The 26248-nt window shown below is 50.5% G+C and carries 24 protein-coding genes and 1 pseudogene; 24 read left to right on the top strand and 1 reads right to left on the bottom strand.

What is annotated here, in order from left to right:
* Positions 1 to 31: 31 nt before the first annotated feature.
* From ravA to phoU, 23 genes and pseudogenes are all read left to right on the top strand, one after another.
* A complete protein-coding gene (ravA, locus tag ACMV8I_RS17465) occupies positions 32 to 1540 on the top strand; it encodes an ATPase RavA (RefSeq protein WP_498866468.1) in 1509 nt (502 codons plus the stop codon).
* Positions 1541 to 1543: 3 nt separating this feature from the next.
* Positions 1544 to 3013 carry an ATPase RavA stimulator ViaA gene (gene viaA, locus ACMV8I_RS17460; protein ID WP_498866467.1) on the top strand — a complete coding sequence of 490 codons (1470 nt, stop codon included), beginning with the start codon at positions 1544 to 1546 and terminating at the stop codon, positions 3011 to 3013.
* A gap of 148 nt (positions 3014 to 3161) precedes the next feature.
* The gene (gene asnC / locus ACMV8I_RS17455; RefSeq protein ID WP_140475459.1) at positions 3162 to 3623 is read left to right on the top strand and encodes a transcriptional regulator AsnC; all 462 of its coding nucleotides are present in this window, start codon (positions 3162 to 3164) and stop codon (positions 3621 to 3623) included.
* Between the two features lie 89 nt (positions 3624 to 3712).
* A complete protein-coding gene (mioC, locus tag ACMV8I_RS17450) occupies positions 3713 to 4156 on the top strand; it encodes an FMN-binding protein MioC (RefSeq protein ID WP_498866466.1) in 444 nt (147 codons plus the stop codon).
* A gap of 379 nt (positions 4157 to 4535) precedes the next feature.
* Positions 4536 to 6425, top strand: a complete 1890-nt coding sequence (gene mnmG, locus ACMV8I_RS17445) for a tRNA uridine-5-carboxymethylaminomethyl(34) synthesis enzyme MnmG (RefSeq protein ID WP_498866465.1) — start codon at positions 4536 to 4538, stop codon at positions 6423 to 6425.
* Between the two features lie 132 nt (positions 6426 to 6557).
* Complete coding sequence (rsmG, locus tag ACMV8I_RS17440; RefSeq protein WP_498866464.1) at positions 6558 to 7178, top strand: 16S rRNA (guanine(527)-N(7))-methyltransferase RsmG; 621 nt, start codon at positions 6558 to 6560, stop codon at positions 7176 to 7178.
* A 648-nt stretch (positions 7179 to 7826) separates the two neighbouring features.
* Positions 7827 to 8225: a F0F1 ATP synthase subunit I gene (gene atpI / locus ACMV8I_RS17435; RefSeq protein ID WP_498866463.1), complete on the top strand. Its 399-nt coding sequence runs from the start codon at positions 7827 to 7829 to the stop codon at positions 8223 to 8225.
* 22 nt (positions 8226 to 8247) lie between these two features.
* The gene (gene atpB / locus ACMV8I_RS17430; RefSeq protein ID WP_498866462.1) at positions 8248 to 9030 is read left to right on the top strand and encodes a F0F1 ATP synthase subunit A; all 783 of its coding nucleotides are present in this window, start codon (positions 8248 to 8250) and stop codon (positions 9028 to 9030) included.
* A 49-nt stretch (positions 9031 to 9079) separates the two neighbouring features.
* Positions 9080 to 9319 carry a F0F1 ATP synthase subunit C gene (gene atpE / locus ACMV8I_RS17425; RefSeq protein WP_004093904.1) on the top strand — a complete coding sequence of 80 codons (240 nt, stop codon included), beginning with the start codon at positions 9080 to 9082 and terminating at the stop codon, positions 9317 to 9319.
* A gap of 65 nt (positions 9320 to 9384) precedes the next feature.
* Positions 9385 to 9855, top strand: a complete 471-nt coding sequence (atpF, locus tag ACMV8I_RS17420; protein WP_498866461.1) for a F0F1 ATP synthase subunit B — start codon at positions 9385 to 9387, stop codon at positions 9853 to 9855.
* Positions 9856 to 9870: 15 nt separating this feature from the next.
* Positions 9871 to 10404, top strand: a complete 534-nt coding sequence (gene atpH / locus ACMV8I_RS17415) for a F0F1 ATP synthase subunit delta (RefSeq protein WP_498866460.1) — start codon at positions 9871 to 9873, stop codon at positions 10402 to 10404.
* A gap of 12 nt (positions 10405 to 10416) precedes the next feature.
* Entirely contained in the window at positions 10417 to 11958 is a 1542-nt protein-coding gene (atpA, locus tag ACMV8I_RS17410; RefSeq protein ID WP_498866459.1) for a F0F1 ATP synthase subunit alpha, read from the top strand.
* A gap of 71 nt (positions 11959 to 12029) precedes the next feature.
* The gene (atpG, locus tag ACMV8I_RS17405) at positions 12030 to 12893 is read left to right on the top strand and encodes a F0F1 ATP synthase subunit gamma (RefSeq protein ID WP_498866458.1); all 864 of its coding nucleotides are present in this window, start codon (positions 12030 to 12032) and stop codon (positions 12891 to 12893) included.
* A 32-nt stretch (positions 12894 to 12925) separates the two neighbouring features.
* Complete coding sequence (gene atpD / locus ACMV8I_RS17400) at positions 12926 to 14308, top strand: F0F1 ATP synthase subunit beta (RefSeq protein WP_498866457.1); 1383 nt, start codon at positions 12926 to 12928, stop codon at positions 14306 to 14308.
* A gap of 27 nt (positions 14309 to 14335) precedes the next feature.
* Positions 14336 to 14758, top strand: a complete 423-nt coding sequence (locus ACMV8I_RS17395) for a F0F1 ATP synthase subunit epsilon (protein WP_498866456.1) — start codon at positions 14336 to 14338, stop codon at positions 14756 to 14758.
* Between the two features lie 272 nt (positions 14759 to 15030).
* Positions 15031 to 16401: a bifunctional UDP-N-acetylglucosamine diphosphorylase/glucosamine-1-phosphate N-acetyltransferase GlmU gene (glmU, locus tag ACMV8I_RS17390; RefSeq protein ID WP_498866455.1), complete on the top strand. Its 1371-nt coding sequence runs from the start codon at positions 15031 to 15033 to the stop codon at positions 16399 to 16401.
* Positions 16402 to 16533: 132 nt separating this feature from the next.
* Positions 16534 to 18363 carry a glutamine--fructose-6-phosphate transaminase (isomerizing) gene (glmS, locus tag ACMV8I_RS17385; protein ID WP_498866454.1) on the top strand — a complete coding sequence of 610 codons (1830 nt, stop codon included), beginning with the start codon at positions 16534 to 16536 and terminating at the stop codon, positions 18361 to 18363.
* Between the two features lie 110 nt (positions 18364 to 18473).
* Positions 18474 to 19199 (top strand): annotated as a pseudogene (gene rluF, locus ACMV8I_RS17380) (23S rRNA pseudouridine(2604) synthase RluF); the annotation flags it as partial.
* A 195-nt stretch (positions 19200 to 19394) separates the two neighbouring features.
* Positions 19395 to 20435, top strand: coding sequence for a phosphate ABC transporter substrate-binding protein PstS (gene pstS, locus ACMV8I_RS17375; RefSeq protein ID WP_498866453.1), 1041 nt, complete (start codon positions 19395 to 19397; stop codon positions 20433 to 20435).
* 94 nt (positions 20436 to 20529) lie between these two features.
* Positions 20530 to 21486, top strand: coding sequence for a phosphate ABC transporter permease PstC (pstC, locus tag ACMV8I_RS17370; protein ID WP_498866452.1), 957 nt, complete (start codon positions 20530 to 20532; stop codon positions 21484 to 21486).
* Positions 21487 to 22374, top strand: a complete 888-nt coding sequence (gene pstA / locus ACMV8I_RS17365) for a phosphate ABC transporter permease PstA (protein ID WP_498866451.1) — start codon at positions 21487 to 21489, stop codon at positions 22372 to 22374.
* 107 nt (positions 22375 to 22481) lie between these two features.
* The gene (pstB, locus tag ACMV8I_RS17360) at positions 22482 to 23249 is read left to right on the top strand and encodes a phosphate ABC transporter ATP-binding protein PstB (RefSeq protein ID WP_498866450.1); all 768 of its coding nucleotides are present in this window, start codon (positions 22482 to 22484) and stop codon (positions 23247 to 23249) included.
* A gap of 10 nt (positions 23250 to 23259) precedes the next feature.
* Positions 23260 to 23991, top strand: a complete 732-nt coding sequence (gene phoU / locus ACMV8I_RS17355) for a phosphate signaling complex protein PhoU (RefSeq protein WP_498866449.1) — start codon at positions 23260 to 23262, stop codon at positions 23989 to 23991.
* Positions 23992 to 24049: 58 nt separating this feature from the next.
* Here phoU and yieH read toward each other — a convergent pair whose 3' ends face one another.
* Complete coding sequence (gene yieH / locus ACMV8I_RS17350) at positions 24050 to 24715, bottom strand: 6-phosphogluconate phosphatase (RefSeq protein WP_498866448.1); 666 nt, start codon at positions 24713 to 24715, stop codon at positions 24050 to 24052.
* Between the two features lie 173 nt (positions 24716 to 24888).
* On the opposite strand from yieH, the gene ACMV8I_RS17345 reads away from it, so the two are divergent.
* A complete protein-coding gene (locus ACMV8I_RS17345; RefSeq protein WP_498866447.1) occupies positions 24889 to 26226 on the top strand; it encodes an NCS2 family permease in 1338 nt (445 codons plus the stop codon).
* The last annotated feature ends 22 nt before the right edge of the window (positions 26227 to 26248 follow it).

Raw genomic sequence — 26248 nt, 5'->3', positions numbered from 1 at the left:
TCATTAATTTAACGAAAGCGGAAGACTCAGTATGGCGTATTCCCCCCTACTTGCAGAACGGATCACCCGTCTTGCCAATGCTTTAGAAAACGGCTTATATGAGCGTCAGGAAGCTATCCGTATGTGCCTGCTGGCAGCGCTGTGCGGTGAAAGCGTCTTTCTACTTGGGCCGCCGGGTATAGCCAAAAGCCTAATTGCTCGACGCCTGAAATTTGCTTTCCGCAACGCCCGCGCATTTGAATACCTGATGACCCGTTTTTCCACACCAGAAGAGGTTTTTGGCCCACTCTCTATTCAAGCTCTGAAAGATGAAGGGCGTTATCTGCGCCTGACGCAGGGCTACCTGCCGGAAGCTGAAATCGTCTTTCTGGATGAGATCTGGAAAGCCGGTCCGGCCATTTTAAATACCTTGCTAACCGCCATCAACGAGCGGCGTTTTCGCAACGGTGAACGCGAAGAGGCCATTCCTCTGCGTCTGCTGGTCAGCGCATCCAATGAACTACCTGAAGCTGACGGCAGTCTGGAAGCACTCTACGACCGTATGCTAATCCGCCTGTGGCTGGATAAAGTCCAGGATAAGCAGAATTTCCGCGCCTTACTCACCACGCGCCAGAATGAAAGTGCCAACCCGGTGCCCGAAGCGCTGAGCATCAGCGATGAGGAGTATCAACAATGGCAACCGGAGATTGATAAAGTCATCCTATCCGATCCCTGCTTTGAATTAATTTTCCAGTTGCGTCAGCGGCTGGACGCACTGGACACAGCCCCTTACGTATCCGACCGTCGCTGGAAAAAGGCCCTGCGCCTGTTACAGGCATGTGCCTTCTTTAGTGGCCGTCAGGCCATCACGCCTGTCGACCTGATCCTGCTGAAAGATTGTCTGTGGCATGACCTGAACACCTATCATCTTTTGCAAACGCAAATCGAACAGATGATCACCGAACAGGCCTACCAGCAGCAAACATTATTAATGAAGCTGCGCCAATTGAATCAGGAGTGGATGCAATATCAACAACAACAGAGCTCTCGTCAGTCGATTAAAATGAACAAGAAAGCCGGTATTTTCAGCCGTAAGCCGCAGTACAATCTGCCAGATTCGCTCTCGGCCACCAACCTGACTTTATTGCTGCAAATGCCACTACATCTGCATGATATCCAGGTCTCTCATTTACTGGTCGAGCGGCCGGTGCTGGAAGAGTGGCTCAATAAAGGTGGCGCGCTGAAAGCGAAACTCAACGGTATAGGGTTTGCACAAAATATTGATGCTGAAGTCGATGAAAAACTACAGCTGGTGGTGAGGGATATCAGCCGCCAGGCAACTCCGCTGACACTGCCGGGTAAAGAGCATATTGCCGTACCTGATGAGATGAAAAATACCCTTGAAGCGCTCACAGCTAAACTCAATCAGCAGAGGCATGAATTTGGCCAGCAGCAGAACTGCCTGTTTGTCGCCGCTACCTGGACGGCAAAAGTTGAAGCCAGTCTGGTCGCTGTCTCCGAACAATTACTTCACCAGCAACAGCTGTTCAGCGGGCACTGACCGATGCTCAGCCTGGAGTCTCTCGATATTTTACTGTCGATCAGCGAAGGCGAACTGATCGACGAGTTAATCATTGGTTTATTGGCGACGCCACAGTTGGCGATTTTCTTTGAAAAATTTCCACGGCTTAAGCGGGCACTAACCAAGGATCTCCCCGAATGGAAATTCCGCCTGCGCCAGAGGATCCATGAAACTACGGTTCCGCCAGATCTGGCCAAAGAGTTCTATCTTTATCAGCATTGTCAGCAAATAGATGCTGCCACTTTTCAGTCTGAACTGGCAGGGCTGGTGGATTCACTCGATACGCTGAACTCTCCTTTTATTACCGAAGCCCGCACGCTGCAGCAAAATGCCGATGAGAGGCGCAGCCCGCGAACCGGAAACAGCTTTCACACGCTGTTTCTACAGCGTTGGCGGCTGAATCTTACTTTCCAGACGGTGACCGTTCATCATCATCTGCTCGAACAGGAGCAGGAACAACTGCAGGAAGAGTTACAGCAGCGGTTGGAACTGAGCGGCGAACTCTCCCCTTTATTGGCCGAAAATGATGCAGCTGCCGGACGTCTCTGGGACATGAGTAAAGGACGACGTCAGCACGGTGAGGTGCAATCACTGGCGCGTTATGGCAGCTTTTTGCAGCAACAACCTGAACTGCAAAGGCTGGCAGAGCAACTTGGGCGCAGCCAGAGAACCAAAACCAGCACGCAGGATGACGCAAAAATGGAAGAGCACCGGCTGATGGTGCGTGAGCCCGCCACCGTGCCAGAAGAGGTCAATGGCATCCATCAAAGTGATGACATTCTGCGTCTGATGCCAACCGAGCTCGGCACGCTGGGCATCCCGGAATTGGAGTATGAGTTTTACCGGAGATTACTGGAAAAGCGCTTGATGACTTATCGCCTGCAGGGGGACGTTTGGCGGGAAAAAGTGGTTAAACGCCCGGTAGTGCATCAGCAGCAGGAACCCCAACCGCGCGGGCCGTTTGTCGTGTGTGTGGATACCTCGGGATCGATGGGTGGGTTCAACGAACAGTGCGCCAAGGCGTTCTGTCTTGCGCTACTGAGGATCGCGCTGGCGGACAACCGCCGCTGCTACATTATGTTATTTGCCAGCCAAGTCATTCACTACGAGCTGACCTCTTCCAGCGGTCTTGACCAGGCGCTGCGCTTTCTCGGTCAACATTTTCGCGGAGGCACCGATCTGGCAGCCTGCCTGAATGCCACCCTGGATAAGCTCTCTTCACCGGAATGGCAAGATGCAGATGCGGTGATCATTTCCGACTTTATCGCGCAAAGGCTCCCGGAGGAGGTTAAGAAGAGGGTGAAACAGTTGCAGCAGGATAAACATCACCGCTTTCATGCGCTGTCCATGTCGCAATATGGCAAGCCGGCTATTATGCGTATTTTCGATCATATCTGGCGTTTTGATACCGGAATGAAAAGCCGCGTCCAGCGCCGCTGGCAACGTCCCTAGACCTGCTGATGGAAAGTACGTCTTGTGATTGTTCCATCAACAAAACCATCCTTACACACAATATTCAACAATAAATATTGCCTCGAGATTCTTATTCCTTCATTTTCAGGATGAAATTGTTATGAAATAAGAATAACTGAGGATAAAAATGACTGAAATTTATCAGATCGATAATCTCGATCGCGCCATTCTTAACGCCTTGATGGAAAATGCCCGCACAGCCTATGCCGAACTGGCGAAGGTGTTTGCCGTCAGTCCCGGAACTATTCACGTTCGGGTAGAAAAAATGAAGCAGGCTGGGATTATTACCGGTGCCAACGTCACGGTGAACCCGAAACAACTGGGCTATGACGTATGCTGCTTTATCGGCATCATTCTCAAAAGCGCCAAAGATTATCCGTCCGCGCTAAAAAAGCTGGAAAGCATTGAAGAAGTGGTCGAAGCCTATTACACCACCGGGCATTACAGTATCTTCATCAAGATAATGTGCCGCTCTATCGATTCACTGCAACACGTACTTATCAACAAGATCCAAACCATCGATGAGATCCAGTCGACAGAGACGCTGATCTCCCTGCAGAACCCCATTATGCGCACCATCAAGCCATGACGGCCAATTTCTATACCCCTATTATCCACAGGTAGATCCCAGCTGATTCACAGCGTACAATGCCGTTTCTTTTATCGGGTGAGAGCATTATGTCTGACATTACCCTGATCAGTGGCAGTACGCTTGGCAGTGCTGAATATGTAGCAGAACACGTCGCAGAGAAATTGGAAGATGCGGGTTTCAGCACCCAAACGTTTCATGGTCCTGAGCTGTATGAAGTGCCAACTGAGGGCATTTGGCTGGTGGTGTGTTCAACACATGGTGCCGGTGATGTTCCCGATAACCTTCAGCCTTTCCTGGAACAGTTGGAAGAACAGCAACCGGACCTATCAAAAGTCCGTTTTGGTGCTCTGGGATTAGGCAGCAGTGAATACGACACGTTTTGTGGTGCGATCCGATCTTTGGATCAAAAACTGATCTCGTTAGGAGCAAAACGTATCGGTGATCGCGTGGAGATCGACGTCACTCAACATGAGATTCCTGAGGATCCCGCAGAGATTTGGGTGCTCGATTGGATTAATTTGCTCAAATAAGTGTAAATTTCAAGCGATCAGATGTGGATAACTATGCTTATAAGCAGGGTAAAAGCAGTAGTTACCCCTCTAACAACTGATGGTGGCAATTCATGCTGTGGATAACTCTCTATTTTGATCCCAGCTTATACTGAACAGGATCACCGATCATTCACAGCATTCGATCGTCAGTAGTACTTTGATCCTTATAGTGAATAATCACTTATGCACAGAGGATCGCGATCTTAATAGAAGTAATAGTAAGGGATCTTTAAATAAAAAAGATCTTCTTTTTATTAGTGACGATCCCCCGGGACTTGTGGAACCTCTAAACTTGAGTAGAATCCTTCATCCCAACACCACACATCATTTCATCGCATGAACTCCGAGGTGCAGTACCATGTTTTATCCGGAACAATTTGACGTCATCATCATCGGTGGAGGCCATGCGGGCACAGAAGCCGCGATGGCTTCTGCCAGAATGGGACGTCAAACCCTGTTATTGACCCACAATATCGACACGCTTGGGCAAATGTCGTGTAACCCTGCGATTGGCGGGATCGGGAAAGGACATCTGGTTAAAGAAGTGGATGCACTCGGTGGATTAATGGCGACAGCCATCGATCACGCAGGGATACAGTTTAGGATACTAAACGCCAGCAAAGGTCCTGCCGTCCGTGCCACCCGAGCCCAGGCTGACCGAGTACTCTATCGACAGGCGATCCGAACGGCACTGGAGAACCAGCCAAACCTGATGATCTTCCAACAGCCGGTTGAAGACCTGATCATGGAAAATGATCGTGTCGTTGGCGCAGTGACTCAAATGGGTCTTAAATTCCGTGCCAGGGCAGTTGTACTGACAGTCGGTACCTTCCTGGATGGCAAAATCCATATAGGCCTGGAAAATTACAGCGGCGGCCGTGCAGGGGATCCTCCAGCGATCTCGCTTTCACAGCGTCTGCGTAAATTGCCATTGCGGGTCAATCGCCTCAAAACCGGTACACCACCGCGTATTGACGCTCGCTCTATCGATTTCAGCTCCCTGGCGCCACAGCACGGCGACAGTCCGGCTCCAGTATTCTCTTTCATGGGCAACCGGTCTCAGCATCCACGTCAAATCCCGTGTTACATGACCTATACCAATGAAAAAACGCATGATGTGATCCGCGAAAATCTGGATCGCAGCCCAATGTATGCCGGAATTATCGAAGGGATCGGCCCGCGCTACTGTCCGTCGATCGAAGATAAAGTTATGCGTTTTGCCGATCGTACTTCTCACCAGATCTTCCTTGAACCTGAAGGACTGACCAGTAACGAAGTCTATCCAAACGGGATCTCCACCAGCCTGCCTTTTGACGTACAAATAAAGATCGTGCGTTCAATGCAGGGTTTGGAAAATGCGGTGATCGTTCGACCGGGCTATGCGATTGAGTATGATTTCTTTGACCCACGTGATTTAAAACCAACCCTGGAGAGCAAATTTATTCCAGGTTTATTCTTCGCCGGTCAGATTAACGGCACCACAGGATATGAAGAGGCAGCAGCGCAGGGGTTACTCGCCGGTCTGAATGCTGCTCGTCATGCATCAGAACAGGAAGGATGGGCACCACGTCGTGATCAGGCTTATCTCGGTGTTCTGGTTGACGACCTTTGTACTCTTGGAACCAAAGAACCGTACCGCATGTTTACATCACGTGCTGAATACCGACTGATGCTGCGTGAAGACAATGCTGATTTGCGACTGACTGAAAAAGGTCGTGAGCTAGGTCTGGTCGATGATGCCCGCTGGGAACGCTTCAATCAGAAGCTGGAAATGATCGAGCTAGAACGTCAACGTCTGCGCGGAATTTGGGTAAATCCTCGCTCTGAGCAGGTCGAACTGGTAAACGCCAATCTTTCAGCTCCGCTTTCGAAAGAAGCCAGTGCTGAAGAATTGCTGCGACGCCCTGAAATGACTTATGCGCTGTTGACCAGTCTGACACCGTTCGCACCCTCAGTACCTGATGTTCAGGCTGCCGAGCAGGTGGAGATACAGGTTAAATACGAAGGTTATATCGCTCGCCAGCAGGATGAGATCGAAAAACAGCAGCGTAACGAAAATACGTTGTTACCGCTGGATCTGGATTATCGCCAGGTAAATGGCCTGTCAAACGAAGTGATCGCCAAACTTAACGATCACAAACCAACGTCAATCGGCCAGGCTACGCGTATCTCCGGTATTACACCCGCCGCTATCTCTATTTTGCTAATCTGGTTGAAAAAACAGGGTTTGCTGCGCCGCAGCGCCTGAATGATCTCGCCTTCTGGCCGCTGAATGATTTCTGTTCAGTGGCCAAATCCCCCTTTTTCCGCCTGTCAGGCTGTTTTATTATTACCATTCCGGGCTTCTCCGGGACTTCGTTTTCGTCAGAGGACCTTAACTGTGCATAAGAAATTAGACTCGCTGCTTGCTGCGGCAGAATTAACGCTACCCGATCAGCAAAAACTGCAGTTAGTCGCTTACGTCGAGATGCTGCACAAGTGGAATAAGGCCTATAACCTCACATCAGTCCGTGATCCCATGCAGATGCTGGTACGTCACATCATGGACAGCATCGTAGTGAACGCTCACCTGACCGGTTCACGCTTTATTGATGTTGGGACCGGGCCTGGCTTACCGGGTATTCCGCTGGCTATCGTACGCCCTGACTCACATTTCACTCTGTTGGACAGCCTGGGCAAGCGCGTACGTTTTCTGCGCCAGGTGCAGCACGAACTGGGGCTGACCAATATAGAACCTGTGCAAAGCCGCGTTGAAAAGTTCATTCCAGAACTTCCTTTCGATGGTGTCATCAGCCGGGCCTTCGCCTCGCTGCAGGACATGCTGTCCTGGTGTCATCACTTGCCCGCGAAAGGTCAGGGACGTTTTTATGCCCTTAAAGGTGTGCGTCCGAATGACGAACTAGAGTCACTTGGGCAAGATGTTGTATTGGAAAAAATCGTAAAATTGCGGGTGCCAGAACTTGATGGAGAGCGTCATTTGGTGATCCTTAACGCAAAATAAGTTTGCGGTGAGTCAATAAATATTCAGAATTCAGATGTGTGCGAAAAGTAAAATAAGCACGCTAAGTGAATGAGCAATTTGCTTGTTAATTCACCTAATTACTACATCTTGATAGCATTTCAATGACATTTTTTTATTTTATCAGGTCCGAAATAATGACTTTTGAGAATGAATTGCTCTTCACACCACATTAATCAATATGTAATGAAAATGTTGTTATTTGTTGGGTTATTGTTTCACATGAGTTCCACTATTTGCCTTTCTACTCTAATAATCAATATGGTGAAGTTATCTTAATGATTATTAAGGTTTTTAAAAGGCTTCTTTAGCTTAAGAGAATCCATGCTACTGGGGTATAGGGGATTAAAAAGAGCAATTTTGTGATCGGGCGCACGCTTCTTTGTTTATCGACAAAATACTAAGACAAGTGCGCGGGGTCGATTCTTGGCTATAGTTTCCTTACAAAAATAGCGATAAATGGTAAAATTTAAATAATTGTTCACCTTTTCGCTACTTATCCATTGAATTCGTTTGAGTGGCCCGTATAATTTGCTCGTTTTTTGCTGCTTGACTCAAAACCGTAAAGGCTATGATATACGGCACTCAGCATACCTCTAGCTAGGTACTTGAACCGAGAGAACAAACGTCATGTCTGTACCGGGTATTTTGAACAGTAAGAACGGCGCGAAGATGGCCAGAAAACTGTTAATACTGCAGTTACTGACCTTTGTTCTGCTCAGTGTGCTACTTGGCTTTAAAAGCCTGACATGGACGACGTCAGCCTTGATGGGAGGGATGGCCGCTTGGCTACCCAACGTACTGTTCATGCTATTTGCATGGCGTCATCAGGCGCAAACAACGGTATCTGGACGAGTTGCCTGGACTTTTGCCATCGGAGAAGCGCTGAAGGTTCTGATAACGATTATCTTGATGATTATCGCGCTGGGCCTGTTCAAGGCGGTTTTTGCTCCGCTGGGTTTTGCTTATTTATCGGTGTTGATAACACAGATTTTAGCACCGGTCGTTATTAACAGTTACCGTACTTAACTACTAAAGGGTAAGAGGCATCATGTCTGCATCAGGAGAAATCTCTACTCCACAAGAGTATATCGGTCACCATCTGACTCAGCTTCAGGTAGGGACGGGATTCTGGTCGATTAACATCGATTCGATGTTTTTCTCCGTGGTCCTCGGGGTACTCTTTCTGGTTATCTTCCATCGCGTCGCTAAAAACGCCACTAGTGGTGTCCCAGGAAAGCTGCAGACGGCCATCGAGCTGGTTGTGGGCTTTGTTGATAGCAACGTGCGTGACATGTATCACGGCAAAAGCAAGGTCATTGCTCCTTTGGCTCTGACTGTCTTCGTCTGGGTGTTCATGATGAACATGATGGATTTGCTGCCAATCGATTTGCTGCCTTACATAGGCGAACATCTCCTTGGTCTGCCGGCTCTGCGTGTTGTACCAACGGCTGACGTGAACATCACGTTATCCATGGCGCTCGGCGTATTCATTCTGATTCTTTTCTATAGCATTAAGATGAAAGGTATTGGCGGTTTCGTTAAAGAACTGACAATGCAGCCATTCAATCATCCGGTTTTCATTCCGATTAACCTGATTCTTGAAGGTGTCAGCCTGCTGTCCAAACCAGTTTCACTCGGTCTGCGACTGTTTGGCAATATGTATGCGGGTGAGTTGATCTTCATCCTTATTGCTGGTTTGCTGCCGTGGTGGTCACAGTGGATCCTAAGTGTGCCTTGGGCCATTTTCCACATCCTGATCATTACGCTGCAAGCTTTTATCTTCATGGTTCTGACGATCGTCTATCTCTCGATGGCATCTGAAAAACACTGATTTTCTTTCAACACTACTGCGTTTTAACTGAAACAAACTGGAGACTGTCATGGAAAACCTGAGTATGGATCTGCTGTACATGGCTGCCGCTGTGATGATGGGCCTGGCGGCAATCGGTGCTGCAATCGGTATCGGCATCTTGGGTGGTAAATTCTTGGAAGGTGCTGCACGTCAGCCTGACCTGATCCCTCTGTTGCGTACACAGTTCTTTATCGTTATGGGTCTGGTCGATGCAATCCCAATGATTGCTGTTGGTCTGGGTCTGTACGTGATGTTTGCTGTCGCTTAACTCCGGGCTTGCTCGCGGTTAAACGAACTACATCAAATATTTCACTTTGAAAGAGGCATTGTGCTGTGAATCTTAACGCAACAATCCTCGGCCAGGCTATCGCGTTTGTCCTGTTTGTCTTGTTCTGCATGAAGTACGTATGGCCGCCAATTATGGCTGCCATCGAAAAACGTCAGAAAGAAATTTCTGAAGGTTTGTCTTCCGCAGAACGTGCCAAAAAAGAGCTGGATTTAGCGCAAGCCGATGCGACCGACCAACTGAAGAAAGCCAAAGCTGAAGCTCAGGTAATCATCGACCAGGCGAACAAGCGTAAAGCCCAGATCGTCGACGAAGCGAAAACCGAAGCCGAGCAGGAACGTAACAAGATCGTAACGCAAGCTAAGGCAGAGATTGACGCCGAACGCCAACGCGCACGTGAAGAGTTACGTAAACAAGTCGGGATTTTGGCTATTGCTGGCGCCGAGAAGATCATCGAACGTTCCGTAGATGAAGCTGCTAACAGCGACATCGTTGATAAACTGGTCGCTGAACTGTAAAGGAGGGAGGGGCTGATGTCTGAATTTGTAACTGTAGCTCGCCCCTACGCCAAAGCAGCTTTTGACTTTGCCGTTGAGCACCAAAGCTTAGATCGCTGGCAGTCCATGCTGGCGTTCACTGCTGAAGTCACGCGCAATGAACAGATTGAAGAACTGCTTTCCGGGGCCCTGGCACCAGAAACAATGTCTCAAACTTTTATTGCGGTATGTGGTGACCAACTCGACGACGCAGGCCAAAATCTGATTAAGGTTATGGCTGAAAATGGGCGTTTACGCGTTCTTCCGGAAGTGCTGCAACAGTTCATTGAACTGCGGGCCTCTTTAGAGGCTACTACTGAAGTAGAAGTTACTTCAGCGGCGCCACTGTCCGAAGCGCAGCAGGCAAAAATTGCTGCTGCCATGGAAAAACGTCTGTCTCGCAAAGTTAAGCTGAATTGCAAAATTGACAAGTCTGTACTTGCCGGTGTCGTAATACGTGCAGGTGATATGGTGATTGATGGCAGCGTTCGCAGTCGTCTTGAACGCCTGGCAGACGTATTGCAGTCTTAAGGGGACTGGAGCATGCAACTGAATTCCACCGAAATCAGCGAACTGATAAAGCAGCGCATTGCACAGTTCAATGTAGTGAGCGAAGCTCACAATGAAGGTACTATCGTTTCCGTCAGTGACGGGATCATCCGCGTGCACGGCCTGGCCGATGTCATGCAAGGCGAAATGATTGCGTTGCCGGGTAACCGTTACGCGATCGCCTTGAACCTGGAGCGTGACTCTGTAGGTGCCGTTGTCATGGGCCCTTACGCTGACCTCGCCGAAGGGATGAAAGTAAAATGTACTGGCCGTATCCTGGAAGTTCCAGTTGGCCGTGGCCTGTTGGGTCGCGTTGTTAACACCCTGGGTGCGCCAATTGACGGCAAAGGTCCGGTAGAGCATGACGGCTTCTCTGCTGTTGAAGCAATCGCACCTGGCGTTATTGAACGTCAATCCGTAGACCAGCCTGTGCAGACAGGTTACAAATCCGTTGATGCCATGGTCCCAATCGGTCGTGGTCAGCGTGAATTGGTCATCGGTGACCGTCAAACCGGTAAAACTGCTCTGGCAATTGATGCGATCATCAACCAGCGCGATTCCGGCATCAAATGTATCTATGTGGCTATCGGCCAGAAAGCGTCCACCATTTCTAACGTGGTTCGTAAACTGGAAGAGCACGGCGCACTGGAAAATACCATCGTGGTGGTTGCTACTGCATCTGAATCTGCTGCACTGCAATACCTGGCACCGTACTCCGGCTGCGCAATGGGTGAGTATTTCCGTGACCGCGGTGAAGACGCACTGATCGTTTATGATGATCTGTCTAAACAGGCTGTTGCTTACCGTCAGATTTCCCTGCTGCTTCGTCGTCCACCAGGTCGTGAAGCTTACCCAGGCGACGTTTTCTATCTCCACTCCCGTCTGCTCGAACGTGCTGCGCGTGTAAACGCTGCCTACGTTGAAGCATTCACTAAGGGTGAAGTGAAAGGCAAAACCGGTTCTCTGACTGCGCTTCCGATCATCGAAACGCAAGCGGGCGATGTTTCCGCGTTCGTTCCGACCAACGTAATCTCTATTACCGATGGTCAGATCTTCCTGGAATCGAACCTGTTTAACGCCGGTATTCGCCCTGCGGTTAACCCGGGGATTTCCGTATCCCGTGTTGGTGGTGCCGCTCAGACCAAAATCATGAAAAAACTGTCCGGTGGTATTCGTACCGCACTGGCGCAGTATCGTGAATTGGCTGCGTTCTCCCAGTTTGCTTCCGATTTGGACGAAGCAACGCGTAAACAGTTGAACCACGGTCAGAAAGTGACCGAACTGCTGAAACAGAAACAGTACGCGCCAATGTCTATCTCTGCGCAGTCACTGATTATCTTTGCAGCAGAACGTGGTTATCTGGAAGACGTTGACTTGTCTAAAGTGGGTAGCTTTGAAGCTGCGCTGTTGGCTTATGCTGACCGCGAGCACTCAGAGCTTCTGCAACAAATCAACCAAACTGGTGCGTACAACGATGAGATCGAGGGGAAATTCAAAAATATCCTCGATACCTTCAAAGCAACCCAGTCCTGGTAACACTAAGCGGTCCTGCTGCCCTGCTTAATGCAGATAAGCAGCAGGCCGTTTGGTAATGAGGAGAAGCAGAGATGGCCGGCGGAAAAGAGATACGTAGTAAGATCAGCAGCGTGCAAAACACGCAAAAGATCACTAAAGCGATGGAGATGGTCGCCGCCTCCAAAATGCGTAAAACGCAGGATCGCATGGCGGCCAGCCGTCCTTATGCAGAAACTATTCGTGAAGTGATCGGTCACCTCGCGTTAGGTAATCTGGAATACAAGCACCCGTACCTGGATGAGCGTGAAATTAAGCGCGTCGGGTATCTGGTGGTGTCTACCGACCGTGGTCTTTGTGGTGGTTTGAACATTAACCTGTTCAAAAAACTGCTGTCAGAGATGAAAGGCTGGTCCGAAAAAGGTGTTGAGGTCGACTTAGCCCTGATTGGTTCCAAAGCAACCTCTTTCTTCAGTTCCGTGGGTGCCAATGTTGTTGCCCAGGTCACTGGCATGGGAGATAACCCTTCTCTGTCAGAGTTGATCGGACCGGTGAAAGTGATGTTGCAGGCTTTCGACGAAGGTCGTTTAGACAAGCTATGTGTTGTCAGCAATAAATTCGTCAATACCATGTCTCAGGAGCCACGCATCGTTCAGCTGTTACCTCTGCCACCGGCAGAAGATAGCGAGCTGGCGAAAAAGTCCTGGGATTACCTGTATGAGCCAGACCCTAAAGCACTGCTGGATACTCTCTTGCGGCGCTATGTGGAGTCTCAGGTTTATCAGGGCGTCGTAGAAAACCTGGCCAGCGAACAGGCCGCGCGAATGGTAGCGATGAAAGCCGCAACCGATAACGGCGGCAGCCTGATCAAAGAGCTGCAGTTGGTTTACAACAAAGCTCGTCAGGCCAGCATCACTCAGGAACTCACCGAGATCGTCGGGGGAGCCTCCGCGGTTTAAGCTAGGTTTACGAATTACGTAGAGGATTCAAGATGGCTACTGGAAAGATTATCCAGGTAATCGGCGCCGTGGTGGACGTCGAGTTCCCTCAGGATGCAGTACCGCATGTGTACAATGCTCTTGAGGTAGAAAACGGTACCTCCACATTGGTGCTGGAAGTTCAGCAACAACTAGGCGGCGGTGTTGTTCGTTGTATCGCAATGGGTACCTCAGACGGCCTGCGTCGCGGTTTGAAAGTGAATAATCTGGAACACCCAATTGAAGTACCAGTGGGTGTAGCAACACTGGGTCGTATCATGAACGTATTGGGCGAACCAATCGACATGAAAGGCCCTATCGGCGAAGAAGAACGTCGTGGGATCCACCGTCCAGCCCCTTCTTACGAAGAGCTGGCAAACTCCCAGGAATTGCTGGAAACCGGTATCAAAGTTATGGACCTGATGTGCCCGTTCGCTAAGGGCGGTAAAGTCGGTCTGTTCGGTGGTGCGGGTGTGGGTAAAACGGTAAACATGATGGAGTTGATCCGTAACATCGCGATCGAACACTCCGGCTATTCCGTGTTTGCAGGCGTGGGTGAACGTACTCGTGAGGGTAACGACTTCTACCACGAAATGACTGAGTCCAACGTTATCGACAAAGTTTCCCTGGTTTATGGCCAGATGAACGAACCACCAGGCAACCGCCTGCGTGTTGCACTGACTGGCCTGACCATGGCGGAGAAATTCCGTGATGAAGGTCGTGACGTGCTGCTGTTCATTGACAACATCTACCGTTATACCTTGGCAGGTACTGAGGTGTCAGCACTTCTGGGCCGTATGCCATCAGCGGTAGGCTACCAGCCAACGTTGGCGGAAGAGATGGGCGTTCTGCAAGAACGTATCACCTCAACCAAAAGTGGTTCCATCACTTCCGTACAGGCCGTTTACGTCCCTGCGGATGACTTGACTGACCCCTCTCCAGCCACCACTTTCGCCCACTTGGACGCGACCGTGGTACTGAGCCGTCAGATCGCGTCACTGGGTATTTACCCGGCTGTGGATCCACTGGACTCCACCAGCCGTCAGTTGGATCCACTGGTTGTTGGTCAGGAACACTATGATGTGGCTCGTGGCGTGCAGTCTATTTTGCAACGCTACAAGGAACTGAAAGACATCATCGCGATTTTGGGTATGGACGAGCTGTCAGAAGACGACAAGCTGGCTGTATCACGTGCGCGTAAGATCGAACGCTTCCTGTCCCAGCCGTTCTTCGTGGCCGAAGTCTTTACCGGTTCTCCGGGCAAGTTCGTATCGCTGAAAGATACCATTCGTGGTTTCAAAGGCATTATGGACGGCGACTACGATCACCTGCCTGAACAAGCGTTCTACATGGTTGGCGCCATTGAAGAAGCAGTGGAAAAAGCCAAGAAACTGTAACGCTAGTTTGTTGTGAGAGAGGATGACATGGCTGAAAAAGCTTACCATCTGGATGTAGTCAGTGCGGAAAAGAGAATGTTTTCCGGCATGGTGCAAAAGATCCAGGTGACGGGTAGCGAAGGCGAACTGGGTATTTTCCCGGGGCATGCTCCGCTGCTCACCGCCATCAAGCCTGGCATGGTGCGCATTGTTAAAGAACACGGTGAAGAAGAGTATATCTATCTCTCCGGCGGCATCCTTGAGGTGCAACCGAGCGCTACGACCGTGTTAGCTGACACTGCAATCCGTGGGCAAGACCTCGACGAAGCACGCGCGCTTGAAGCTAAGCGTAAAGCTGAGGAACACATCAGTGGTTCTCACGGCGATGTCGACTACGCTCAGGCTTCTGCTGAACTGGCTAAAGCGATCGCGAAACTTCGTGTTATCGAGTTAATCAGAAAAACGATGTAACGACATCAGTTGAAAAGGCGACCTTAGGGTCGCTTTTTTTTTACCTTTAAAAAAGCCCTATTTTCATCCCTATTCTCATGACATTGACCCGTATTAAATGAAATACTAGCAACCAAAGTAGATGCTTTGTGTTCGATTTACTCGCTATAGCCCATGAAGTGTTCATCCCTTGTGGGCTAAGGCTTGCAGGCGGTTTTTGATGCGAAATATGTAGTAATCCTGTTAGCTAACAGGTTACTTTTGTCCCTCAAATTGGATTTGTCAGGTTACCTATGTCTAACAGCGCACTGAGTGTTGTGATCCTTGCCGCAGGCAAGGGAACTCGCATGTATTCCAACCTTCCTAAAGTTCTTCATTCATTGGCCGGTAAACCGATGGTTCAACACGTTATTGATGCGGCTACTCAGGTTGGCGCGAAGAACGTGCATCTGGTCTATGGCCACGGTGGCGATTTACTGAAGAAAAATCTGGCAGGCAGTGATCTGAACTGGGTATTACAGGCGGAACAGTTGGGTACCGGCCATGCGATGCAGCAGGCGGCGCCTTACTTTGCTGATGATGAAGACGTACTGATGCTTTATGGCGACGTGCCGCTGATCAGCGTTGAAACGCTGGAAACGCTGCTCAAAGCGAAACCGGAAGATGGCATTGGTTTACTGACGGTTGTTCTGGATAACCCGACCGGCTATGGCCGTATCGTACGTGAAAATGGCGCGGTGACGGGTATTATCGAGCAAAAAGATGCCAGTCAGGAACAGCTTAAAATTCAAGAAATTAATACAGGTATCCTGGTCGCCAACGGTGCGTCATTCAAACGCTGGCTGAATCAGCTCAACAACAATAATGCACAGGGTGAATATTACATCACTGACATTATTGCTATGGCACATGCCGAAGGGCATCAGATTGCTACCGTTCATCCGGCGCGTAATAGTGAAGTTGATGGCGTGAACAACCGCCTGCAACTTTCCCGCCTGGAGCGCGTTTATCAGAGCGAGCAAGCCGAACGGTTGCTGCTTGCTGGTGTGATGTTGCTTGATCCGGCACGTTTTGACCTGCGCGGTGAACTTTCCCACGGCATTGATGTGCAAATTGATGTCAACGTGATCATCGAAGGTCATGTGACGCTCGGTAATAGGGTCAAAATTGGCGCAGGCTGCGTGATTAAAAACTGTGTGATCGGCGATGACTGCGAAGTCAGCCCCTACAGCGTCTTTGAAGATGCCGTGTTGGACAACGGTTGTACGGTCGGGCCATTCGCCCGCCTGCGTCCTGGCGCTGAGCTGGCAGAAGGTGCTCACGTGGGCAATTTCGTTGAAATCAAAAAATCGCGTCTGGGCAAAAACTCTAAAGCGGGTCACCTTTCCTACCTCGGCGACGCTGAGATTGGCGATAACGTGAATATCGGCGCGGGTACCATCACTTGTAACTACGATGGTGTGAATAAACACAAGACCGTCATCGGCAACGACGTTTTCGTGGGTTCTGATACCCAACTGGTGGCGCCGGTGACACTGGGCAACAACGTGACAATAGCTGCGGGTACCACGGTAACTCGCGACGTTCCCGACAACGGCCTGTTGCTGAGTCGCGTGCCGCAGGTACATAAACCTGATTGGCAAAAACCAGTGAAGAAAAAATAAGCATTACATAATAATCCCCAACTTCTACAAGGCTCGGGGAACCGCAGGTACACCAGAAAATGGGGCTTGCGGATAAATCAGGTCAGGCTTCAAACAAGATCTGTTAACAGATCTTAAATAGGAATAAAACTGATGTGTGGAATTGTTGGCGCAGTAGCGCAACGTGATATTGCAGAAATTCTGTTGGAAGGGTTACGCCGCCTCGAGTACCGCGGTTATGATTCGGCCGGTCTGGCCGTAATTGATGAGCAGGGAAAAATGGGGCGCTTGCGTCGTCTGGGTAAAGTCCAGATGCTGGCTGACGCGTTGGATCAACATCCCCTGCACGGTGGCACCGGTATTGCTCACACCCGCTGGGCAACGCACGGCGAACCTTCTGAAGCGAATGCGCATCCGCATGTGTCTGATTATATAGCTGTTGTGCATAACGGTATTATCGAAAACCACGAACCACTGCGGGAGTTGTTGATCGAACGCGGTTACCGTTTTGACTCCGAAACGGACACCGAAGTCATTGCGCATCTGGTGCATTGGGAACAACTTCAGGGCGGCACGCTGCTGGAAGTGGTTCAGCGCGTCATCCCGCAACTGCGTGGCGCCTACGGTGCCGTGGTGATGGACAGCCGTGACCCCAGTGTTCTGGTTGCTGCGCGTTCTGGTAGCCCGCTGGTGATTGGCCGTGGCGTAGGTGAAAACTTCATTGCTTCCGACCAACTGGCACTCTTGCCTGTCACCCGTCGTTTCCTGTTTCTGGAAGAAGGCGATGTGGCGGAAGTGAAACGTCGTTCAGTCAGCGTGTATGACAAAAATGGTCATGCAGTTGAACGCGAAGAAATTGAATCCAAAGTGCAGTATGACGCCGGTGATAAAGGCGAATACCGTCACTATATGCAGAAAGAAATCTACGAACAGCCTTTGGCGATCAAAAATACCCTGGAAGGACGTTTCAGCCACGGTGAAGTGAACCTGAGTGAGCTGGGCGAAAAGGCTGACGATATTTTGTCGCGCGTTCAGCACATCCAGATCATCGCCTGCGGTACGTCTTACAACTCTGGCATGGTAGCGCGCTACTGGTTTGAGTCTCTGGCCGGTATGCCGTGTGATGTGGAAATCGCCTCTGAATTTCGCTATCGCAAATCCGCTGTTCGCCCCGGCAGTTTGATCATCACGTTGTCGCAGTCTGGCGAAACCGCAGACACACTGGCAGCGCTGCGCCTGTCTAAAGAACTGGGATATCTTGGTTCTCTGGCGGTATGTAACGTTGCTGGCTCTTCTCTGGTACGTGAATCCGATATGGCATTGATGACCAAAGCGGGCACCGAAATCGGTGTGGCGTCGACTAAAGCGTTCACCACGCAATTGACCGTTCTGCTGATGCTGGTGGCACGTATGGGCCGTCTGAAAGGCATGGCGCCGCAGGTCGAGCACGACATCGTTCATGCACTTCAGGCTTTGCCTGCGCGTATTGAGCAGATGCTGTCGCTGGATAAGACCATCGAATCTCTGGCTGAAGGTTTCTCTGACAAGCATCATGCATTGTTCCTCGGTCGCGGTGATCAATACCCGATCGCGATGGAAGGCGCGCTGAAGCTGAAAGAGATTTCCTATATTCATGCAGAAGCCTATGCGGCCGGCGAGCTGAAACACGGCCCGCTGGCATTGATCGATGCTGATATGCCGGTGATCGTGATTGCGCCAAACAACGAACTGCTGGAAAAGCTGAAGTCGAATATCGAAGAAGTGCGCGCTCGTGGCGGCCTGCTGTATGTCTTTGCCGATCAGAACGCCGGTTTCACCGACAGCGAAGGCATGAAGATCATTCAGCTGCCGCATGTCGAAGAAATTGTCGCACCGATTTTCTACACCGTTCCATTGCAGCTGTTGTCCTACTATGTGGCGCTGATTAAGGGCACCGACGTCGATCAGCCGCGTAACCTGGCGAAGTCTGTGACGGTAGAGTAAAACTCTCAGCGGTATCACAAAGCCTCTAAGCGCCCTCCGTGGGCGCTTTATTTTTTCTGCGCTGCCAGTGGATAAGGTATAGTCCGCCTTTTACGAAGGTGCTCTGCTGAATGCTGACCAATTCATCCATTCGAATTAATAAATACATTAGCGATAGCGGCATCTGTTCCCGTCGTGATGCCGATCGTTACGTTGAGCAGGGAACGGTTTTCATTAACGACAAACAGGCTGGATTTGGCGATCAGGTATTTGCCGGAGATGCGGTGAAAGTGAATGGACAGCTTATTGGGCCGCGTGATGAAGAAGGCCTGGTGTTAATGGCACTCAATAAGCCTGTTGGTATTATTACGACGATGGAAGAGGGAGAGCGGGATAACATCAGTGGGCTGATTAACCACAGCAAACGCATTTTCCCTATCGGACGTTTAGATAAAGACTCGCAGGGGCTGATTTTACTGACTAATCACGGCGATTTGGTCAACAAAATCCTGCGTGCCGGCAACGATCACGAAAAAGAGTACGTGGTCACGGTTAACAAGCCGGTGACTGACGAATTTATTATCGGTCTGGGTGCGGGTGTGCCAATGTTAGGTACGGTGACCAAAGCATGCAAAGTGGAGAAAGAATCGGACTTTGTGTTTCGTATTACGCTGGTGCAGGGGCTTAATCGTCAAATACGCCGCATGTCTAAGCATTTTGGCTATGAAGTGACCCGGCTTGAACGCATACGCATCATGAACATCAGTCTGGAAGGATTGCCGCCGGGAGAATCGCGGGATTTGAACGCTCAAGAACTGCTTGAGTTATTTAAACGCATTGAAAATTCTGTGTCCGAATAATAGCCGGCAAAATAGTGTAGATAAATAAGCCCGCCCTGCCTGAATTGTGACGTTTGTCATAAAACTGTCATATAAAGTACATTTCACTGTCACCTAACTGTCCTATTTTCCTCCTGTGCCAAACACTTTATAAATCTCGACCTGGGTCGAATATCTTTGCTCGAACAAATAAGAAACCACTAGGAGTGGAACATGAAATTGATGCGTAACACCGTCGCCGGTATTGTGGCAGCGACTTTCTCCCTCACAGCAATGTCTGCTTTCGCTGCTAGTAATTTGACTGGCGCTGGCGGTACTTTCCCTGCTCCTGTCTATGCCAAATGGGCTGATGCTTACCAGAAGTCGACCGGCAACCAGGTGAACTACCAGGGCATCGGTTCTTCCGGTGGCGTAAAACAGATCATCGCAAAAACGGTCGACTTCGGTGCATCTGATGCGCCAATGAAAGAAGAAGACCTGAATAAAAACGGCCTGTTCCAGTTCCCTACTGTGATCGGTGGCGTGGTACTGGCTGTAAATCTGCCGGGTATCAAATCCGGTCAGCTGACGCTGGATGGCGCAACGTTGGGTGATATCTACCTCGGCAAAATTAAAAAGTGGAACGATGCGGCGATTGCTAAATTGAACCCCGGCGTGAAACTGCCAGATACCAACATTGCGGTTGTGCGCCGTGCTGATGGTTCAGGCACCTCTTTCGTGTTCACCAGCTACCTGGCTAAAGTCAGTCCTGAGTGGAAAGAAAAAATCGGTGCTGGTTCAACCGTTAACTGGCCAACGGGTCTGGGCGGTAAAGGTAATGACGGCGTTGCAGCATTTGTACAGCGTCTGCCTGGTTCAATTGGTTATGTCGAATATGCTTACGCTAAACAAAACAGCCTGGCTTACACCAAACTGGTTGATGCAGATGGTAAAGCGATTGCCCCGACTGAAGCATCCTTCAGCGCAGCGGCTAAAGGCGCTGACTGGAAAAGAACCTTCGCTCAGGACCTGACCAATCAGAAAGGTGATAACGCGTGGCCAATCAGCTCCACCACCTTCATCCTGATTTACAAAAACCAGCAAGATGCAGCGAAAGGCACTGAAGTGCTGAAGTTCTTCGACTGGGCTTACAAAAATGGCAACAAGCTGACGACCGATCTGGATTACGCAGCACTGCCTGAGTCCGTGGTTGAACAAATTCGTGCAGCCTGGAAAACCAACATTAAAGACAGTAATGGCAAAGCACTCTACTAGGATCTGACCTCCCGTCTGATATAGAGTACAAGTCTTCTGCTTCATTCCCTCTCCACCCGGAGAGGGAATTAAATCTGAATTAAAAGAGAGTGGTATGGCTGAATACAAGCCGTCTATCAAAGCACCAAGTAAAAACGGTGACATCATTTTCGGCGCAGTGGTTAAGCTGGCTGCGCTGATTGTGCTATTGCTACTGGGCGGTATTATCGTCTCGCTGTTTATTGCTTCGTTACCCAGCATTGAAAAATTTGGTTTTTCTTTTCTGTGGAGCAAAACCTGGGACGCCCCGAACGAGCAATTCGGTGCGCTGGTGCCTATTTACGGTACGGTCGTCACCTCGATTATCGCCTTGCTGATTGCAGTACCTGTCAGCTTTGGTATCGCACTGTTCCTGACTGAACTGGCGCCAAACTGGCTGCGTCGCCCGTTGGGTATTGCCATTGAACTGTTGGCGGCTATTCCCAGCATCGTTTATGGCATGTGGGGTCTGTTCGTTTTTGCCCCGCTGTTTGCTACCTATTTCCAGACCCCAGTCGGTGATGTGCTGTCCGGTATCCCGATTGTCGGCGCGCTGTTTGCCGGTCCGGGTTTTGGTATCGGTATTCTGGCTGCTGGCGTGATCCTTGCCATCATGATCATCCCGTATATTGCTTCCGTCATGCGTGACGTGTTTGAGCAGACGCCGGTGATGATGAAAGAGTCGGCTTACGGCATCGGTTGTACGACGTGGGAAGTTATCTGGCGAATCGTGTTACCGTTCACCAAAAATGGCGTCATCGGTGGCATTATGCTGGGTCTTGGTCGCGCACTGGGTGAAACCATGGCGGTGACCTTTATCATCGGTAACACCTACCAGCTCGACAGCGCCTCACTCTATATGCCGGGCAACAGTATTACTTCGGCGCTGGCCAACGAATTCGCTGAAGCCGAAGCCGGTCTTCATACCGCTGCGCTGATGGAGCTGGGGCTTATCCTGTTTGTGATCACCTTTATCGTATTGGCCCTGTCCAAAGTGATGATCCTTCGTCTTGCTAAGAAAGAGGGCCGCTAAATGACGACGATGGAAATGCAAAGTAACCAGGCTCTTTTAGAGTCTCGCCGCAAACGTCAGGCCTGGCGCCGTCAGAAAAACCGTCTGGCGCTGCTACTGTCGATGGCAACCATGGCTTTTGGCTTGTTCTGGCTGGTATGGATCCTGTTTACCACGGTAGTGAAAGGCGTCGATGGCATGTCGCTGGCGCTTTTTACCGAAAACACACCGCCACCGAATACCGCAGGCGGCGGGTTGGCGAACGCTATTGCGGGCAGCGGTTTATTGATTTTATGGTCTACGGTGATTGGTACTCCGCTCGGCGTTCTGGCGGGTGTGTATCTGGCAGAATATGGCCGTAAATCCTGGTTTGCCGAAGCGGTCCGCTTCATCAATGACATTCTGCTTTCCGCACCGTCGATTGTTGTTGGCCTGTTTGTTTACACCATTATGGTGGCGAAAATGGGGCACTTCTCCGGTTGGGCCGGTGTGCTGGCGCTGGCGCTGCTGCAAATTCCTATTGTTATCCGTACTACGGAAAACATGCTCAAATTGGTGCCTGACAGCCTGCGCGAAGCGGCGTACGCACTGGGAACGCCGAAGTGGAAGATGATTTCGGCGATTACGCTGAAAGCGTCGGTTTCCGGCATCATGACGGGCATCCTGCTGGCGATTGCCCGCATTGCCGGTGAAACCGCACCGCTGCTGTTTACGTCGCTCTCCAACCAGTTCTGGAGCACCGACATGATGCAGCCGATTGCCAACCTGCCTGTGACCATCTTCAAATTTGCAATGAGTCCGTTCGGTGAGTGGCAGCAGCTGGCGTGGGCGGGTGTACTGCTTATCACCGCCTGTGTACTGGTGCTGAATATTTTGGCGCGTGTGATTTTCGCCCAGAAGAAACAGTAAATCCTGACTGAAAACAGTAAACATTAATTGAAGGTGGCTTTGGCCGCCATCACCGTTACCCGGCGCCGCAGCTGCGGCGCGCGAAAGATAAAAGAGAGATGTATTGAATGACTGACGCATCCAACAGCAAAATCCAGGTTCGCGACCTGAACTTTTATTACGGCAAATTCCACGCGCTGAAAAATATTTCCCTGGATATCGCAAAAAACGAAGTCACGGCTTTTATCGGCCCGTCGGGCTGCGGTAAATCGACGCTGCTGCGCACGCTAAACAAAATGTATCAGCTTTATCCCGATCAGCGTGCTGAAGGCGAGATCTTGCTTGATGGCGATAATATTCTGGTCGATAAGCAGGACATCGCGCTGCTGCGCGCTAAGGTCGGCATGGTGTTTCAGAAACCCACGCCTTTCCCTATGTCGATTTACGACAACATTGCGTTCGGCGTGCGTTTGTTCGAGAAGCTGTCACGTACCGACATGGATGAGCGAGTACAGTGGGCGTTGACCAAAGCGGCACTGTGGAATGAGTCCAAAGATAAATTGCACCAGAGTGGCTACAGCCTGTCTGGTGGTCAACAACAGCGTCTGTGTATTGCGCGCGGTATTGCTATCCGCCCAGAAGTGCTGCTGCTTGACGAACCTTGCTCGGCGCTGGACCCGATTTCTACCGGCCGTATTGAAGAGTTGATCACCGAGCTGAAGTCTGACTACACCGTGGTTATTGTTACCCACAACATGCAGCAGGCGGCGCGTTGTTCTGATCGTACGGCGTTTATGTATTTGGGCGAACTGATCGAATACAGCGATACCGACTCCCTCTTTACTTCTCCTGCCCGTAAGCAGACGGAAGATTACATCACTGGCCGCTACGGTTGAGGTAAGAAAAATGGATAACCTGAACTTAAACAAACATATTTCCGGCCAGTTCAATGCAGAGCTTGAGCACATCCGGACCCAGGTTTTGGCGATGGGTGGGCTGGTGGAACAGCAACTGACTGATGCGATCACCGCGATGCACAATCAGGACCCTGAGCTGGCACAGCAGGTCATCAAAGGCGATGACAAAGTGAACATGATGGAAGTGGCGATTGACGAAGCCTGTGTGCGTATTATTGCCAAGCGTCAGCCCACCGCCAGTGATTTACGTTTAGTTATGGCGATCATCAAAACCATTTCTGAGCTGGAACGCATCGGCGATGTAGCGGACAAAATCTGCCGCACGGCGCTGGAAAAATTCTCGCATTTGCATCAGCCTCTGCTGGTCAGCCTTGAGTCTCTGGGGCGCCACACCGTGCAGATGTTGCATGACGTGCTTGATGCCTTTGCGCGCATGGATCTCGACGAAGCGGTGCGTATTTACCGTGAAGATAAGAAAGTTGATCAGGAATATGAAGGCATCGTGCGTCAGTTGATGACCTACATGATGGAAGATCCGCGTACCATCCCAAGCGTGCTTACCGCGCTGTTCTGCGCGCGTTCGATTGAGCGCATCGGTGACCGTTGCCAAAATATTTGTGAATTTATCTTCTATTTCGTCAAAGGCCAGGATTTCCGCCACGTCGGCGGCGATGCGCTGGACAAATTACTGACTGAAAATAAAACCGGCAAAAAAGAGTAAATTTTTTGTTCGCGTTAAAAAAGCAAAAGGCCTCGGATGAGGCCTTTTGCTTTTGCGCTTATCGGGTGATCTGGTAACCCTTCTCACGCCACAGTTCGGGCAGTTCCTGCATATCATAGAACACGGTGACTAACGGATGGTCAATCGACTGATTATGCGGATCCGCGCAGTAGTAAAACACCGGGATCCCGGCGGCGATACCCGCCTGTGCGCCTGCGGCGGAATCCTCTACCAGAATGCAGCGATCGATATTAACCTGCATCACTTCTGCTGCTTTATACAGTACCGCCGGGTCTGGCTTCCAGCGCTGCAAATCGTAGCCACTGAATAGGTTATTACCCATAAAGTGCAGCAGACCGGTTTTCCCGAGCGACTGCTGCATTTTGCTTACGGGGCCATTGGAGACTACGCACATCGGGATAGTGATTTGTTCCAGCAGTTCGTGTGCACCGTGTATCGGTTCTAATTTGCTGTCGAAGAGTCGTGCGACATGCTGACGGAACACGACCTCCATCTCCTCTTTGGCGACTTCCAGCCCGTGTTCTTTATTGATAATGGCGATGATCTCGTAAAGTTTGACGCCCTTATAGGTTTTGTACATCTCATCAAAAGAGACCGTGACGCCGAAGTGTGCGAACATTTCTACATAGGCTTCACAACACAGCAATTCGCTGTCGACCAGAGTACCGTCGCAGTCAAAAAGGACACATTCGATCCGGGGCATAGTTCCTCCGTAGTGAGATTGAGTAAATTGGGCCAGCTCACCTCAACTTTACCCCACGACGATCAAAACATGGGCTTTAATTGCCATAAAAAAGAGCGTGACCCACGTCAAAAAGTGTACTTTTTGGTATAGGATAGCCTTCGACCGTTATTTCCCTTTTTCGGAACTCACTAATGAACCAACCACACAGCAATGTCTCCAGCGGACAGGGCCTGTTCGAGCGTCTATTTAAACTGACGCAACACGGCACTACCGTTCGCACTGAAACTATCGCCGGGCTGACCACGTTCCTGACTATGGTCTACATCGTGTTCGTGAATCCGCAGATCCTTGGGGTAGCGGGCATGGATAAGTCGGCCGTTTTTGTGACTACCTGCCTGATTGCCGCCTTTGGCAGCATCCTGATGGGACTGATTGCTAATCTGCCGGTCGCACTGGCACCGGCGATGGGCCTGAATGCCTTCTTCGCGTTTGTGGTGGTGGGTGCGATGGGTATTTCATGGCAAATCGGTATGGGTGCTATTTTCTGGGGCGCAATCGGTTTCCTTTTACTGACAATTTTCCGCATCCGCTACTGGATGATAGCTAACATCCCGGCAAGCCTGAGGATTGGGATCACCGCCGGTATCGGTCTGTTTATCGGCATGATGGGGTTGAAAAATGCCGGCATCATTGTGGCGAACCCTGACACCATCGTCACTATTGGTAATTTAACGTCGCATAATGTTCTGCTCGGCGCGCTGGGCTTCTTCATCATTGCCGTACTGGCGTCGCGTAACATTCACGCTGCGGTCCTGGTGTCTATCGTGGTGACCACGGTGATCGGGCTGGCGATAGGTGACGTGCATTACAACGGCACTTTCTCGATGCCGCCAAGTGTGATGTCAGTCGTTGGACAGGTTGATATTAAAGGGGCGTTAAATATTGGTCTGGCGGGCGTGATTTTCTCCTTCATGCTGGTCAACCTGTTTGACTCCTCCGGTACGCTGATCGGCGTGACCGACAAAGCCGGGCTGACGGATGCCCACGGCAAGTTCCCGCAGATGAAACAGGCGTTGTACGTTGACAGTATCGCATCAGTTGCCGGTGCGTTTGTCGGTACTTCCTCGGTAACGGCCTATATCGAGAGCTCTTCCGGTGTTTCCGTCGGTGGCCGCACCGGACTCACTGCGGTGGTGACCGGCATTCTGTTCCTGCTGGTGATCTTCATCTCCCCGCTGGCCGGTATGGTGCCCGCATACGCAGCTGCCGGTGCGCTGATCTACGTCGGGGTACTGATGACCTCAAGCCTGGCCCGTGTAACCTGGGATGATCTAACCGAAGCTGTTCCTGCGTTCGTCACTGCTGTGATGATGCCGTTTAGCTTCTCGATCACCGAAGGTATCGCGCTGGGCTTTATCTCCTACGTGGTGATGAAACTCGGTACCGGTCGCTGGAGAGAAATCAGCCCTTGTGTGGTGGTGGTTGCGCTGTTGTTCGTGCTGAAAATTGCGTTTGTCGATAGCCACTAATTTCTTCGACTGATGGCCTAAA

Origin of the sequence: Ewingella sp. S1.OA.A_B6 (assembly GCF_049889095.1) — a bacterium.
In the GTDB taxonomy this organism is placed as follows: Bacteria; Pseudomonadota; Gammaproteobacteria; order Enterobacterales; family Enterobacteriaceae; genus Ewingella.
Note: the sequence above shows the minus strand (reverse complement) of the source record. Positions and strands in the feature narration are given on the sequence as shown.

Coding starts and splice junctions, on each gene's coding strand:
- viaA (WP_498866467.1), top strand. CDS start 1,544: ATGCTCAGCCTGGAGTCTCTCGATATTTTACTGTCGATCAGCGAAGGC.
- pstC (WP_498866452.1), top strand. CDS start 20,530: ATGGCTGAATACAAGCCGTCTATCAAAGCACCAAGTAAAAACGGTGAC.
- pstA (WP_498866451.1), top strand. CDS start 21,487: ATGACGACGATGGAAATGCAAAGTAACCAGGCTCTTTTAGAGTCTCGC.
- atpA (WP_498866459.1), top strand. CDS start 10,417: ATGCAACTGAATTCCACCGAAATCAGCGAACTGATAAAGCAGCGCATT.
- mioC (WP_498866466.1), top strand. CDS start 3,713: ATGTCTGACATTACCCTGATCAGTGGCAGTACGCTTGGCAGTGCTGAA.
- atpD (WP_498866457.1), top strand. CDS start 12,926: ATGGCTACTGGAAAGATTATCCAGGTAATCGGCGCCGTGGTGGACGTC.
- glmS (WP_498866454.1), top strand. CDS start 16,534: ATGTGTGGAATTGTTGGCGCAGTAGCGCAACGTGATATTGCAGAAATT.
- ACMV8I_RS17395 (WP_498866456.1), top strand. CDS start 14,336: ATGGCTGAAAAAGCTTACCATCTGGATGTAGTCAGTGCGGAAAAGAGA.
- phoU (WP_498866449.1), top strand. CDS start 23,260: ATGGATAACCTGAACTTAAACAAACATATTTCCGGCCAGTTCAATGCA.
- atpB (WP_498866462.1), top strand. CDS start 8,248: ATGTCTGCATCAGGAGAAATCTCTACTCCACAAGAGTATATCGGTCAC.
- mnmG (WP_498866465.1), top strand. CDS start 4,536: ATGTTTTATCCGGAACAATTTGACGTCATCATCATCGGTGGAGGCCAT.
- atpI (WP_498866463.1), top strand. CDS start 7,827: ATGTCTGTACCGGGTATTTTGAACAGTAAGAACGGCGCGAAGATGGCC.
- ravA (WP_498866468.1), top strand. CDS start 32: ATGGCGTATTCCCCCCTACTTGCAGAACGGATCACCCGTCTTGCCAAT.
- ACMV8I_RS17345 (WP_498866447.1), top strand. CDS start 24,889: ATGAACCAACCACACAGCAATGTCTCCAGCGGACAGGGCCTGTTCGAG.
- atpH (WP_498866460.1), top strand. CDS start 9,871: ATGTCTGAATTTGTAACTGTAGCTCGCCCCTACGCCAAAGCAGCTTTT.
- atpG (WP_498866458.1), top strand. CDS start 12,030: ATGGCCGGCGGAAAAGAGATACGTAGTAAGATCAGCAGCGTGCAAAAC.
- glmU (WP_498866455.1), top strand. CDS start 15,031: ATGTCTAACAGCGCACTGAGTGTTGTGATCCTTGCCGCAGGCAAGGGA.
- asnC (WP_140475459.1), top strand. CDS start 3,162: ATGACTGAAATTTATCAGATCGATAATCTCGATCGCGCCATTCTTAAC.
- yieH (WP_498866448.1), bottom strand. CDS start 24,715: ATGCCCCGGATCGAATGTGTCCTTTTTGACTGCGACGGTACTCTGGTC.
- pstS (WP_498866453.1), top strand. CDS start 19,395: ATGAAATTGATGCGTAACACCGTCGCCGGTATTGTGGCAGCGACTTTC.
- atpE (WP_004093904.1), top strand. CDS start 9,080: ATGGAAAACCTGAGTATGGATCTGCTGTACATGGCTGCCGCTGTGATG.
- pstB (WP_498866450.1), top strand. CDS start 22,482: ATGACTGACGCATCCAACAGCAAAATCCAGGTTCGCGACCTGAACTTT.